Below are 13,831 nucleotides of genomic sequence, written 5' to 3' on the forward strand. Positions count from 1 at the left end.
TCTGGACTCCTTGCAGGAATTTGGTGATTATTGGGGCGCTGCTTGCAGCGCCCCTCTTGCATTTTGCGAGCTAAACGTGCAGTTTGAACGACCCTGCACGAGGTTAAACTCGGCATAGTGGGCAAGTGCAGACCAAGTGGGCCTCTGCACTGAAACTGGGCAATTTGTATTAGTAATTCGCGGAGTTCGCTGCACCGGCGCGATGCTCCGCCCAGAAGAATGGACGTTTCGCATGAAAGTGACACTTGAGCGGACCGAGCTTTTGAAGTCTCTGACCCACGTACACCGTGTGGTGGAACGGCGGAACACCATTCCGATCCTCTCCAACGTGATGCTGCAGGCTGAAGGTGGCAACCTCAAGCTTAAGGCAACCGATTTGGATCTTGAGGTCGTGGAAAGCATCGCGGCAATGGTCGAAACGCCAGGTGGAACCACAGTGCCAGCTCACATGATCTACGAGATCGTGCGCAAGCTGCCAGATGGTTCTCAGGTTGTTTTGGAAACGTCTGGTGATGACAGCACTATGGAAATTCGCGCCGGGCGCTCCCGCTTCGCGCTGCAGATCCTGCCAGTCACCGACTTTCCTGACCTGACTGCAGGTGAGTTCACTCACAGCTTCACCATGACCGCCGGCGGCATCCGCAAGTTGATCAACAGCACTCAGTTTGCGATCTCTACGGAAGAAACCCGCTACTACCTCAATGGTATCTACATGCACTCTCTGGATATCGGAGAAGGCCTGCGTTTCCGCGCTGTCGCAACGGACGGACACCGCCTCGCTCAGGCTGAGCTTGAGGCGCCGGAAGGCTCCGAGGGTATGCCTGGTATCATTGTGCCGCGTAAAACCGTTGGCGAAATTCAGAAGCTGCTGGATGATCCGGAAGTTGAGATCAAAGTTGAGATCTCTGAAACCAAGATCCGTTTCACCATTGGTGACATCATCCTGACCTCAAAACTCATCGACGGAACCTTCCCGGATTATGAGCGCGTCATTCCAAAAGGAAACGACAAGGAACTGCGCGTTGATCGTGATGCCTTCAAGGAAGCAGTTGATCGCGTATCCACCATCGCATCTGATCGTGGCCGTGCAGTCAAAATGTCCCTGAGCGAAGGCAAGATCGTTCTGACGGTCACCAACCCGGACTCTGGTTCTGCGACTGAAGAAGTTGCAGTTGAGTACGACAACGAAGAATTCGAGATCGGCTTCAATTCCAAGTACCTGTTGGATATCGCAGCTCAGTTGGAAGCAGATTCTGCTCTCTTTACGCTTGCAGATTCCGGTTCTCCGACCCTCGTTCGCGATGAAGGCAGTGATGAAGCGCTTTATGTGCTGATGCCAATGCGCGTTTAAATGTTTTGCCCTCGGTCCTAAGCCGGGGGCATTTTTTCTTCTGCTACATATTCCCGAAAAATGGCGGCCAATTTTCGGATGAGAATATGCTCAAAATTCATGTAACCAAAGAGAGCCTGAATGTCGGATCCAGTGCCTGTGGCGCTTACTCGCCTCGCGCTAACGGATTTTCGAAACTACAACGCAACAAGCGTTGAGTTGAACAGCCGAATGGTCGCTTTTGTTGGCGATAACGGCGCAGGCAAAACCAATATTCTCGAAGCAATCTCCTTTCTCTCCGCTGGTCGAGGTCTCCGCCGCGCAACCCTTGGTGATATCGCCCGGGCCGATGGATCTGGCGGCTGGGCTGTCAGCGCGATTTTGGATGGAGAATTTGGTGAGACCCGCATCGGCACAGGTTTAACTGCCGGAGAACCGGGACGCCGCGTCCGCATTGACGGTGAAGAAGCTCGTTCTTCCGAAGCTCTCCTGGAATACCTTCGTGTGTTGTGGCTGGTCCCGTCCATGGATGGCCTGTTTACGGGCTCAGCTTCTGATCGACGCAAATTTCTCGATCGTCTGGTCCTCTCCCTCAATCCGTCTCATGGCAGAATGGTTGCAAGCTTTGAAAAAGCTTTGCGCCAGCGAAACCGCCTGCTGTCTGAGGGCGGAACACCCGAATATCTGGATGCCATCGAAGCGCAGGTTGCTGAACTGGGCACCGCTGTCGCTCTGGCTCGTAGTGAAACCGTGAGTTTGCTGGCCAAAACACTGGAAGCACAAAAGCAGCTCGGCCTCCCCTTCCCGTCCGCAGAAATCCACCTGCAAGGCGCGTTTGAAACCGCGACCATCGGCATGAGCGCTTCAGATCGGGAAGATTGCTATCGGGATTTGCTGGTGGAAGGCCGCTTCCGCGACCGTGCCGCAGGGCGTACTCTGGATGGTCCGCACCGCTCTGACCTCTACGTGGTCCATAGCGAAAAGCAAATGCCTGCCGCGCAAGCTTCAACTGGAGAGCAAAAAGCGCTGTTGATTGGCTTGGTTCTGGCACATGCAGACCTCACCTCATCAATCTCCGGCATGACCCCGATCCTGCTGCTGGATGAAGTCGCCGCCCATCTGGATCCGGGCCGCCGCGAAGCTCTCTTTACACGGCTAGAAGTTCTGGGTGGTCAGGTTTTCATGACTGGCACCGATGAAAACCTCTTCAAAGATCTGCCAAGTGCGGCACAGATTTTCGAGGTTGCAAACGGTGGTATTGCGCTAAGCTGAAAGTGTCATCATTGAGCTGGCTTGAAGGCAAGCCGCTTTTATCTCGCTTGTCAGAGAAATATCCTTGTGATTAGTCTTGGGCGGTATTCTGGAAAAGCAGAGACAAGCTTTCCGATGAGAATACGCGAACTGCGTTAAGCGCCTTATCTCTGACCTAAGTGATCCCCATGGACTTGCAAATTCTCCTCGTATTTGGGGCAACTCTGTTTGTTGTTGCCATCACACCGGGCCCTGCGATTACAGCACTGGTTTCGCGTACACTCGGTTTTGGGTTGCAAGGGACACTCACATTTGTCTCTGGCATGCTGATTGGCAGCATGTGTCTGTTTATTCTGGCAATCCTGGGCCTCGCAAAACTGGCGAGTACTTATGTACTGGCGTTCACCATCGTTAAATATGCAGGCGCTGCCTATTTGCTGTTTCTGGCTTGGAAGCTCTGGCTTGCCAGTGGTCTCCAGACAGCGCAGGCAACTGAAGGCACCGCCGCCATAACGCCAAACACCAAAAGCAATGCCAAAACACTGGTCTCCGGCATGCTGATCACGCTTTCCAACCCTAAAGGCTTGCTGTTTTATGCGGCTTTGATGCCAAGCGTGGTGCCCATGGAAACCATCACGACCATTGGCTTGGTTGAGTTGATGTTTGTTACGCTTGCCGTGTTGTCACTGGTCTTTACAATCTATATTGGTGTGACCGTACGGGCACGAAGCCTCCTGACCTCAGAAAAAGCCGTGACACGATTGAATAAGAGCGCGAGTGTTGCAATGTTTGGCACCGCTGCCGCAATCGTGGCGCGATAAGAAGAGCAATAAAATGGAATTGGCAGTTCTTTTGTTTTTTGCAGGAACCTTGTTCGCTGCAGCCATCACACCGGGTCCCGGTATCGCCGCTTTGCTTGCCCGTATTTTCGGACAAGGCATGCGTGGCACACCTATGTTCGTTGTCGGCATGATCTTTGGCGATCTGTTTTGGTTTACGCTCGCAATCATGGGGCTGGCAGCCATCGCAACCAACTACGCGATTATTTTCATGGCGCTCAAATGGGTTGGAGCCGCCTATCTGCTATACGTCGCCTGGGGGATGTGGAACTCAAAGGGCGTAGCTCCAACGCAAGATGGTGATGCAGCTGTAGAGGCATCCTCACGTTTTACAGCCTTGCTTGCTGGTCTCTCAATGAACCTGTCCAACCCAAAGGTCGTGATCTTTTATATGGCGCTGATGCCGAACATCGTACCCATGGATAAGATCAACCTGCTGGCTTATTGGGAACTGGCAGCAACCATGGCCAGTGTGTTGTTCATCGTCTTCGGCATCTATGCCTATCTGGCGGTCTCTGCAAAGAAGCTGATTTCGTCGCAAAAAGCATTCCAGCGGCTGAACCGAAGTTCCAGCGTGGTAATGGTCGGCGTGGCAGCAACCATGGTCACCCGCTGAGCAATCAGCCTTTTAATACGGCGCTTGCGGAAGACTGCGACGCCGTAAACTGAAAGTGCTTGTCACCACGAAAGAACCGCTGCAGATTTATGGATGTAACCAGCCTTGCCCTGTTCGGTGGCACGCTTTTCACATTAGCGATCATTCCCGGCCCTGCCGTTTTTGCAATCATCGCCCGCGCTATGAGCTTTGGCAGCAGCGGTGCAGTGCTGTTCTGTTTGGGGCTGTTGAGCGGTGATCTGCTCTGGTTCTCCATGGCTGCACTGGGATTAGCAGCAATTGCCAGCAGTTTTTCCGGAGCCTTCGTGGCTTTGCAGTGGTTAGGTGCTGCGTATCTCACCTATTTAGCCTGGGGCATCTGGAAGAGCGTATATGCAGCTCCTTCCGAGGATGACAGCAACTCAATCCCACCACAATCTTCTGCGAAGACATCCTTGTTTGCTGGGCTATTGTTCAACCTGTCAAACCCCAAGGCAATCATGTTCTACCTCGCGCTGATGCCCAATTTGGTCAGCGTTGAGGAAATGAGCCTGCTGGGCTTTGTTGAACTCGCCGCTGTGCTGTCAGCCATCTTACTGATCATCAACGGTGCCTATTCATTTCTGGCAGTCAAATTTTGCCAGTTCTTGAGGTCAGAAAAGACGATGTACCTGATTAGTCGACTGGCTTCTTTGGGACTTCTCGGCATCGCAGTACTGATGATTACACGGTAGCAATATCACCGATAAGTCGTTTCAATTTTCAGAAAATGCCAGGCACAAAAATGAAAACTTGGGGTGCTAATCGTGCAAGCAAATCCATGGGATGCACGCTAAGGAAATTATCCCCCCTTAAAAATAGTGTTTATGCAATATTTCCCTTGGTTTACGAGCGCTTAAACTCCCAGATTGCTTGAACCATTTGCCCAACCAATTATAACATGAACCCTAATGAAAACCGTTGTGTGAAGTGATTCGAATGAGCGAAACGTCGACCCCTGAAAATGGCGGACCTGAGCAGGAAAATGGCGCAGGTGAATACGGTGCAGATTCCATCAAAGTGCTGAAAGGCCTGGATGCTGTACGTAAACGCCCCGGCATGTATATCGGTGATACCGATGATGGCTCGGGCCTGCACCATATGGTCTATGAGGTTGTCGACAACTCCATCGATGAAGCGCTGGCCGGTCATGCTGATTATGTGACCGTTACGTTGAATGCTGATGGTTCTGTCTCGGTAACCGATAACGGACGCGGTATTCCGGTAGACATTCACTCGGAAGAGGGAATTTCTGCGGCTGAAGTTATTATGACCCAGCTCCACGCTGGTGGTAAGTTTGACAGCAACTCCTACAAAGTATCCGGCGGTCTGCACGGTGTGGGTGTTTCTGTGGTGAACGCACTGTCCACCACATTGGAGCTGCGTGTATTCCGCAATGACAAAGAGCACTTCCTTCGCTTCCATCACGGTGAAGCTGAAGCTCCTTTGAAAGTTGTCGGCGACGCTCCGGGTAAATCCGGTACTGAGGTGACCTTCACTCCATCTCCTCAAACCTTCACTAAAATTGAGTTTGATTACGACACCCTTGAGCACCGCCTACGCGAGCTGGCTTTCCTCAACTCCGGTGCCCGTATCATCCTGACAGATAATCGTGGTGTTGAGCCTCGCGTTGAAGAGCTCTACTACGAAGGTGGTCTGGAAGCTTTCGTTCGTTATCTGGACCGAGCCAAGCACCCACTCATCGAAGAGCCTGTTACAATGATTGCCGAAAAAGACGGCATCACTGTAGAAGTGGCGATGTGGTGGAACTCCAGTTATCACGAAAACGTTCTGTGCTTCACAAACAACATCCCACAGCGTGATGGTGGTACGCACCTTGCTGGTTTCCGCGCCGCTCTGACACGTCAGTTGACCGGCTACGCAGATTCATCAGGGATCCTGAAGCGTGAGAAAGTAAACCCAACTGGCGAAGATTGCCGCGAAGGTCTGTCCTGCGTGCTTTCTGTGAAAGTGCCGGACCCTAAGTTCTCCTCCCAGACAAAAGACAAGCTGGTTTCTTCAGAAGTCCGTCCGGTGGTTGAGAACCTCGTTGGTGAAGCGCTTTCTACATGGCTGGAAGAAAATCCGGCACCGGCAAAGTCCATTGTTTCCAAAGTGGTGGAAGCTGCGAGCGCTCGCGAAGCTGCTCGTAAAGCTCGCGAGCTCACACGCCGTAAAGGCGCACTGGATATCGCATCTCTACCCGGTAAGCTGGCCGATTGTCAGGAGCGCGATGCTTCTAAAGCTGAACTCTTCATAGTGGAGGGTGATTCCGCGGGTGGCTCTGCCAAACAGGGCCGTGACAGATCAAATCAGGCTGTGCTGCCGCTGAAGGGTAAGATCCTGAATGTCGAACGCGCACGTTTTGATAAAATGATCTCCTCGCAGGAAATCGGCACGCTGATCACTGCATTGGGAACAGGTATCGGCAACGAGGAATTCAACCTCGAAAAGCTCCGTTACCATAAGATCATCATCATGACCGATGCGGACGTCGACGGTGCGCACATTCGTACGCTGCTGTTGACCTTCCTCTTCCGTCAGATGCCTGATCTGATCGAAAATGGCTACGTCTACATCGCTCAGCCTCCGCTTTATAAGGTTACGCGCGGCAAGTCCGAGCAGTACCTGAAAGATGAAGCGGCCTTTGAAGAATACCTGATCGGCAGTGGTCTGGATGAGACGTCACTCAGCCTTGCAAGCGGCGAAGTGCGTATGGGCGAAGACCTTCGCAGCGTCGTGAACGAGGCGCGTGAAATCTCCGACGTTCTCAACGGCCTGCATTCCCGCTACAACAAAGCTGTTGTCGAGCAGGCTGCAATTGCCGGTGCGCTGAACTCCGACAACCTGCACAACCACGAAAAAGCGCAGGAAGCTGCTGCTTACATCGCGCGTCGCCTGGACATTCTGGCTGACGAGTTTGAGCGTGGTTGGGAAGGCGAAGCAACTGAAGAGGGTGATCTCATCTTCAGCCGTGTTGTTCGCGGCGTGAAAGAAGTCACCACGATTGATGCTGCCCTACTGGCTTCTGCAGATGCGCGTCGCCTCGACAGCTACTTCAAGCATCTGGATGAGGTCTATCACAAGGCCGCATCTTTGGTGCGTAAAGACAAGTCTGTCGAAATTCGCGGCCCTCAAGCCCTTCTGGAGGCTGTTTACGCGCAAGGGCGTCGTGGCATCTCCATGCAGCGCTATAAGGGTCTGGGCGAGATGAACCCAGAACAGCTCTGGGAAACCACGCTGGACCCGAATGTACGCTCTTTGCTGCAGGTGAAGATCAAGGAAGCTGACGCAGCTGATGACATCTTTACCAAGCTGATGGGCGATGAAGTTGAGCCACGCCGCGACTTCATTCAAACCAACGCTCTCTCCGTTGCCAACCTCGACGTCTAAGCAACGCGTAAGCATAAGAAACAACAAAAGCCGGATGCTTCTGCACTCCGGCTTTTGTTATGCCCAGCTCCAGCTTAAGGCTGGCGACGGTCTAAATGGAAAGACTAAGGAAGGTGTGCTCTGACATCCAGCGGTCAAACAGGAAGCTTACATGCCCACGCGCAGCGTTTGCAGCTTCTTCAGGCGTGCCATTGCAATGCGTTTCGATGATCGCAATATGCTTTTCATGAATGTCAGCACCATTGAGTGGAATGTCTCGGTGAGAGAGCGTCACACGATGCATATGGAGCGCACAACGTTCCAGAATTGGCTCTAGTCCGCGCAAGTTTGCCTGACGGAACAGGGTTGCATGGAAGAGGCGGTCATAAGCGCTGCAAAGAAACACCTCGTTGTCATCGGCTGCCTGACACATAGCATCCAGAATTTCGAAGAGCCGGTCGCGCGTCTCGCCTGAAATGTTGGAGGCAATCATTCGTCCGGCTTGCTCTTCCAGCTGCATGCGGATTTTGACAATCTCGACAGCTTCAGCGCGGCTGATACCCGCAACGCGAGTACCTTTGTAATCGTGCCGTACCACCAAGCCGGACTGCTGAAGTTTAAGCAAGGCCTCACGTACAGTTCCCTGCGCGCAATCACACGCATCAGCTACCGTCTGTTCGGCAATTGCTTCACCAGGCTTAAGAGCACCAACGATGATCTGTTCTTCCAGATAAAGATAGACAGCGTCACTTTTACGATTGCTGGTGGATGACCAGGGAGAAATTCCAAAGCGAGAAACGAGCGAGCGGTCCGAGATCGAGTGCAGCATGACAGAAAGCGCTTTTTTTTGGATAGAGACGAATCCGAGAGCACATTACACTAAATAGCTTCGGATTTCTCATCACAGGAACACCATAAGCACGTATAGCGTGTAAACTATGTTACGTGCAATTGTAAAATATAGTTCCTTAGGGGTAGGGCGTATTGTTGCGCCCTTCATTGTAACTATTATTTAATCGAATAAAAAGACACAATTTCAAAGCTATAAATTCTAATTAATTGGCAGTCTTGAAGAGTTTCAACCAACGGAACAGGAAATATAGCAGACAAAAATAAATTAATTTAGCCAGCTAATTTGTCCACAAAAGAAGGAGCACATAGAGGCGATTATGTGCTCCTATCCAAAACTATGCGATCAGGATTCTGGTTTGATCATCACAGTTCCAGAAGCGTAGGCGTAAATTTTGCCTTCTTCGTCGACGATTTCTCCGGCAGAGATCCCGGTCTGGCGCGTCATGCTGACCACGCGGCCTTCAGCGTAAAGAACCTGCCCTACCTTAATGGGACGTATGTACTTGACGTTGAGTTCTGAGGTGCCGCGGAAATTGAAGGCGTCTTTGAGCTTGGTCTGAACCGCAAGAGAAAGAACGGAATCCAGCGCTGTCGCAGCATAGCCGCCATGCACTGTACCGCCCGGGTTGAGATGATCATTCGTTGGCATGCATTTAAAACGAACCAGACCATCCTCAATGCAATCAAGGTCTACATTCATGGTTTCCGCCATTGGCGGACGATTGCCCGCTTTCTGCATGGCTTTCAGGAACTCCAGTCCTGACATCACTTTTACGTCCATCTTTTCAATCCGTCCTATTGAAAATCTTTGAGATAAAGGCGTAATCCTGCAAGTGATTGCTGGTGTTCAGTCAGATTACGCAATGAAAACAATGCTCAAATGAATTTGAGCGCCCAGCTTAAAGCCGGGTGAGAAGCGCCTTGAGATCGTCCCTCTCACGATCACTCAGCTCCGCAAGAAATCTGGCGTTCGCGTCTTCGGTTAAACTGTCAAGAATTTCGGAAACTTCCTGACCTTGCTTGGTGAGGAAAATATGCTGGGTCCGTCGGTCTTCCGGGCTTGCTTTGCGCTCCAGATACCCGGCGGGGCATAGCCGGTCCAGCACACCGGTAAGTGTTGCATTGTCCAGTTCGGCAGCCTTGCCCAGTTGAGACGTTGTGCATCCGTCTTGAACAGCAAGGGCTTGCAACACAATAGATTGGACCGGTGTGAGCCCCAGTTCTTCCAGTTGCTTCTTGTAAAACCGCGCACCACTTCTGGCGCTGCGGGAAAGCAGATAAAAAATGCAATTATCTAAGCGCATCACAGACACTCCATAAATTTTGCATACAAATAGTTTGCACACAAAATATAGCGGCGCAATTGATACTTTGGACGGGGGAGAAAGGAAGCTACAGCAAGTTGCAGCTTCCAGTCAGGAAGGCTTTAAGCGACTTCGCGGGTCTCGGTCAGGATGACTTCAAAGCCTTCAAAGTGTGGGCCACCCAGATAGAAGTTCATGCGGGTGCCAGCGCCTTTATGAGCAGATGCAAACGCTTCAGACTTCGTCCAGCCGACAAAATTCTCATAGGTATCCCAGGTGGTATGGGATGCATAAAGGGTATGGTCTTCAGCTGTCTCGCCTTTGAGCATACGAAATTCGATGTAGCCGGGAACGGAGCTCAGGTGACGCTCACGATTTTTCCAAACGGTTTCAAACTCTTCTTCTTTGCCCCGCACCACGCGGAAACGGTTCATTGCGATGTACACGCCGGAACTCCTTAGCCAATTAGTACATGAGCCTTTCCAGTCAAAAGCTCAGCAAAGTTTCAGGTCTTCAGAGCCACTCTCAAAACACATACCACAATAGGAATGGGAGGGGTATGCGGAGGCTGGCTAGCGATTTAAACCGCTTGGCTGGCAAAATGGTCTTAACGATGCGCCATTTAAAGGCTCTCGATCCGCGTATGTAGAAAAATATGAATTTAATAGTCAAGTATTATTTCTTATATTTGCCTGTCTTCCTTCCTAGCTCAATTTAGAGATTGACCCGATATATAAATATGAGTATTTCACTCATGTTATTTTGAAAGATAGCGTTTTACGAACTGGGCGAATTTGGGAAGCCAGAAGCCACTCATGCCCGAAGGAATGAAATACCTCCTCTCAAATGGGTGCTACCATGCGTGTTCTAACCAGAGCCCTCGATTCATTTTCTCTCATGCTTCCTTATGTGGCCGCAGCGCTCCTGAGCTTGTTCTTTGGAATGTTTATCGGTCAGGTCCAGGCTGAGGGCACACAAAATGATCAGCGTATTATCTCGATTGGCTCATCTCTGACAGAAATTGTCTACGCACTGGAAGCTCAGGATCGGTTGGCGGCTGTCGACACCACAAGTCTCTATCCCGAGGAGGCAACAAAGCTTCCCAACGTGGGTTACATGAGAGCTCTCAGCGCAGAAGGCGTGCTCGCAACCAACCCAGATCATATCCTCATGATGGAAGGTTCAGGCCCATCAACAGCGGTTGATGTCCTCAAAGCTGCCTCTATCAAGCTGACGGAAGTGAAAGAGGTTTATTCCCCGGAAGGTATTCTTGAGAAGATTGATGTAGTCGGAACCGCATTGCAGCTTCCAGAGGAAACAAAAGCGCTGAAAGCGAAGGTCAAAGCAGATCTTGATGAGGCAATAGCCTACGCACATCTGCAAGCAAAACCGCTCAAAGTTGTCTTTGTCATCTCTGAAGGAGGTGGAAAACCGCTGGTCGCAGGCCGCGAAACAGGGGCTCATGCCGTAATCGGACTGGCTGGCGCAACCAATGTGTTTGCAAACCTGCGCGGCTACAAACCAGTCTCCAAAGAAGCGCTGATTGCAGCGGCTCCTGATGTTGTGATGATGATGTCTCGTCCGGGCTCAAGCGACCAATCAAAAATTCTCAAAGAACCAGGTTTCAACCTCACCCCTGCGGGCCTAAACGGCAATCTCATCGTCATGGATGGCGTCTATCTCCTCGGCTTTGGCCCTCGCACAGCGCAAGCCCTTCGAGATCTGAGCGATCGCTTTGTGAAAATCGCAGCTAAATCTGACGTAAAATCGTGAGGTCAGGCGGCCATGAGTGAGATGACACTGTCTGAGGCGTTCAAGTCACCAGTAACCCATGCAAAAACAAGCAGAGAAATCTGCCAGCAGTACGCAGTTAAGGCACTAACCCTGTTGCTTTTGGTTGTCTGCTTCGTGTCGTTGGCCGTGGGGCCGACAGAGGTTTCCGTCTCACACATATTCGGCGCGATTGATTACTGGCTCTTCGGTGATGAAACCGCACTCACGCTCCGAGACAAAGTCATTCTGATGGATATTCGTATGCCAAGAACGGTACTCGGATGTCTGGTTGGCGCCTCTCTTGCTGCTTCCGGTGCGATGATGCAAGGCTTGTTCCGAAACCCCCTTGCTGATCCGGGTTTGGTGGGAGTTTCATCGGGCGCTGCCCTCGCCGCAGTCTGCGTGATCACTCTGTCTTCCGGTTTGCCTGCATGGATTTTGGATGACTATTCGGTCTACCTCCTTCCGTGGGGCGCTTTTGTTGGCGGTGCTGCAACAACCGCCCTGCTCTACAAAGTCGCAACCCGTCGAGGTCAAACCTCCATCGCGACCATGCTGCTGGCTGGCATTGCGCTTGGCGCATTATCTGGTGCTGTCACAGGGTTTCTCGTTTTCGGTAGCACAGACGAAGAACTCAGAGACCTGACATTCTGGGGCATGGGCGGACTGGGAAGTTCCACGTGGCCAAGAGTTTGGTCCACACTTCCGTTTGCTCTGGCTGTGCTCGCTTCTCTCCCATTCATCGCAAAAGGTTTGAATGCATTTCTGTTGGGTGAGGCTGAAGCCTTTCATCTGGGGTTCAACACACAGCACCTCAAACGTTTGATTATTATTCTGGTTGCGGGTGCAACCGGAGCCTCTGTTGCGGCGGCTGGTGCAATTGGCTTTGTCGGGATTGTTGTGCCCCACGTCTTAAGACTGCTCATTGGACCAGACCACCGCTTCCTCCTGCCATCCTGCGCATTGCTCGGTGCATCCTTACTGGTTGCCGCTGATGTTGTTGCCAGAACGGTGGTCGCGCCTGCTGAACTGCCAATCGGCATCATCACAGCAATCATTGGCGCACCTGTGTTCCTTTCCATCCTGCTTGGCCGCAAAAACCAAGTCCAATTGTGAGGATCCCAGATGCTTGAGGCAATAAACATCACGGTAAGCATTGGCACAAAAAAACTTCTCCGAGACATCTACTTCCGCAGTTGTCCGGGAGAACTGACGGTAATCATCGGCCCCAATGGCGCCGGTAAGTCGACGCTTCTCAAATGCCTGACGGGTGATTTGTCGCCATCGGAAGGCGACGTAATGCTGGATGGAACGTCTATCTGGTCAGTCCCCGCAGTCGAGCTTGCAAGCCGCCGGGCGGTGTTGCCTCAAAGCTCGCAGCTGTCCTTTCCGTTCTCTGTTGAAGAGGTTGTTATGCTGGGTCTGGTCTCCGGCAGTCACGGCCTAAGCGCAAAGCAACTACGCCCGCGTGTTCTGGAAGCTCTGGATCGTGTCGGTCTCACGTCCTACCTGAATAGGTACTATCAGGAACTGTCTGGCGGCGAAAAACAGCGTGTTCATTTGGCCCGTGTGCTTTGTCAGGTTTGGGAACCAAGACAAAATAGCCGTGCCAACTATCTGTTTCTGGATGAACCGACCGCGAGTTTGGATCTAAAGCACCAGATCGACGTACTGGAGACAGGCCGCAAATACGCGAATGAAGGTGGCGGTGTTATCGCAGTCCTTCATGATATCGATCTGGCCTGCGTCTATGCCGACAAGATCTTTGTGCTGGACCACGGCAATCTGGTTGCGCACGGCACGCCGCAGGATGTTGTAACAACCGACCTACTCCGCTCGGTCTACCATCTTGATGACCGCATGCTGGAAACCAAGTGGGGTCATCTGGCAAAGGGCCGGAACCTCGGCAAATCCTGGTCAGAGCTACGTCCGTCCTAAGTACAGCATAATCACGCTTTGCGGCCTGCGTTCCTGGATGGGCAACCCAGGCCGTTTGCTGTTCTGACTATACAAAAACAGAGCAAGCGCCCTTAAAGATCGTCCCGCCGCTTAAGGCGCTCTTTCTCGATCTTCTCTTCTTCTTCACGAATGAGATTAAGCGGGTGGAGGGAAAACTCCCCTTTGATCGGTGCTTTGCGCCTGAGAACCCTATAGCGGGCAGACCACCTGTTTTTCACGGCAAGAAACAAAAGAGCAATGGACGTAGAGCACAGAGCCAAAGCCATGCTGATAGCGATCGTGGCCATAGCTTCCTCCCAGAATGAACTAGTCACCATTCTTATTTTGGGGGCAAATGCCGGTCACTAAAATCAGCAATGTATGCGGGTAGAATTTTAGGGATTGCTTAGGCACTTTGAGTCGGAAGCCTGATAGTGCGTTCAGCACCTGTGATATCCGCATAATTCACAATAATGTGTAGGTACATATCCTAAAGTAATACAAGCCAAATAAGGCAAATAAGGCACCTTAAACGCCA

The 13,831-nt window shown here is 51.7% G+C and carries 14 protein-coding genes; 9 read left to right on the forward strand and 5 right to left on the reverse strand.

Annotation, left to right across the window (positions count from 1 at the left end; all coding sequences use genetic code 11):
* Nucleotides 1-232 precede the first annotated feature (232 nt).
* From dnaN to gyrB, 6 genes are all read left to right on the forward strand, one after another.
* Nucleotides 233-1,351 (forward strand): DNA polymerase III subunit beta, encoded by a 1,119-nt coding sequence (gene dnaN, locus PsAD46_RS01975; RefSeq protein ID WP_063286480.1) that lies wholly within the window; start codon nt 233-235, stop codon nt 1,349-1,351.
* Between the two features lie 120 nt (nt 1,352-1,471).
* Nucleotides 1,472-2,602, forward strand: a complete 1,131-nt coding sequence (gene recF, locus PsAD46_RS01980; protein WP_063294344.1) for a DNA replication/repair protein RecF — start codon at nt 1,472-1,474, stop codon at nt 2,600-2,602.
* 167 nt (nt 2,603-2,769) lie between these two features.
* Nucleotides 2,770-3,402 carry a LysE family translocator gene (locus tag PsAD46_RS01985; RefSeq protein ID WP_063294343.1) on the forward strand — a complete coding sequence of 211 codons (633 nt, stop codon included), beginning with the start codon at nt 2,770-2,772 and terminating at the stop codon, nt 3,400-3,402.
* A 13-nt stretch (nt 3,403-3,415) separates the two neighbouring features.
* Complete coding sequence (locus PsAD46_RS01990; protein ID WP_063294715.1) at nt 3,416-4,036, forward strand: LysE family translocator; 621 nt, start codon at nt 3,416-3,418, stop codon at nt 4,034-4,036.
* 89 nt (nt 4,037-4,125) lie between these two features.
* Complete coding sequence (locus PsAD46_RS01995; RefSeq protein WP_063306029.1) at nt 4,126-4,749, forward strand: LysE family translocator; 624 nt, start codon at nt 4,126-4,128, stop codon at nt 4,747-4,749.
* A gap of 244 nt (nt 4,750-4,993) precedes the next feature.
* The gene (gene gyrB / locus PsAD46_RS02000) at nt 4,994-7,447 is read left to right on the forward strand and encodes a DNA topoisomerase (ATP-hydrolyzing) subunit B (RefSeq protein ID WP_063286294.1); all 2,454 of its coding nucleotides are present in this window, start codon (nt 4,994-4,996) and stop codon (nt 7,445-7,447) included.
* Nucleotides 7,448-7,538: 91 nt separating this feature from the next.
* Here the strand turns inward: gyrB and PsAD46_RS02005 are convergent, their stop codons facing one another.
* The 4 genes from PsAD46_RS02005 to PsAD46_RS02020 form a co-directional block, all read right to left on the reverse strand.
* Nucleotides 7,539-8,255: a GntR family transcriptional regulator gene (locus tag PsAD46_RS02005; protein ID WP_057463128.1), complete on the reverse strand. Its 717-nt coding sequence runs from the start codon at nt 8,253-8,255 to the stop codon at nt 7,539-7,541.
* 366 nt (nt 8,256-8,621) lie between these two features.
* Nucleotides 8,622-9,059 carry a PaaI family thioesterase gene (locus PsAD46_RS02010; RefSeq protein ID WP_057463127.1) on the reverse strand — a complete coding sequence of 146 codons (438 nt, stop codon included), beginning with the start codon at nt 9,057-9,059 and terminating at the stop codon, nt 8,622-8,624.
* A 118-nt stretch (nt 9,060-9,177) separates the two neighbouring features.
* Entirely contained in the window at nt 9,178-9,582 is a 405-nt protein-coding gene (locus tag PsAD46_RS02015; RefSeq protein WP_057463126.1) for a MarR family transcriptional regulator, read from the reverse strand.
* A gap of 122 nt (nt 9,583-9,704) precedes the next feature.
* A complete protein-coding gene (locus PsAD46_RS02020) occupies nt 9,705-10,028 on the reverse strand; it encodes an antibiotic biosynthesis monooxygenase (RefSeq protein WP_057463125.1) in 324 nt (107 codons plus the stop codon).
* 412 nt (nt 10,029-10,440) lie between these two features.
* On the opposite strand from PsAD46_RS02020, the gene PsAD46_RS02025 reads away from it, so the two are divergent.
* The 3 genes from PsAD46_RS02025 to PsAD46_RS02035 are packed head-to-tail and all read left to right on the forward strand — an operon-like array spanning nt 10,441 to nt 13,293.
* Nucleotides 10,441-11,355: an ABC transporter substrate-binding protein gene (locus PsAD46_RS02025; protein ID WP_244273166.1), complete on the forward strand. Its 915-nt coding sequence runs from the start codon at nt 10,441-10,443 to the stop codon at nt 11,353-11,355.
* Between the two features lie 12 nt (nt 11,356-11,367).
* Nucleotides 11,368-12,471, forward strand: a complete 1,104-nt coding sequence (locus tag PsAD46_RS02030; protein WP_063294340.1) for an iron ABC transporter permease — start codon at nt 11,368-11,370, stop codon at nt 12,469-12,471.
* A 9-nt stretch (nt 12,472-12,480) separates the two neighbouring features.
* Nucleotides 12,481-13,293, forward strand: coding sequence for a heme ABC transporter ATP-binding protein (locus tag PsAD46_RS02035; RefSeq protein ID WP_063294339.1), 813 nt, complete (start codon nt 12,481-12,483; stop codon nt 13,291-13,293).
* A 92-nt stretch (nt 13,294-13,385) separates the two neighbouring features.
* Here PsAD46_RS02035 and PsAD46_RS02040 read toward each other — a convergent pair whose 3' ends face one another.
* A complete protein-coding gene (locus tag PsAD46_RS02040) occupies nt 13,386-13,601 on the reverse strand; it encodes a hypothetical protein (RefSeq protein ID WP_063306030.1) in 216 nt (71 codons plus the stop codon).
* Nucleotides 13,602-13,831: the final 230 nt, after the last annotated feature.

The sequence above is a fragment of the Pseudovibrio sp. Ad46 genome, from assembly GCF_001623065.1.
Lineage (GTDB): Bacteria > Pseudomonadota > Alphaproteobacteria > Rhizobiales > Stappiaceae > Pseudovibrio.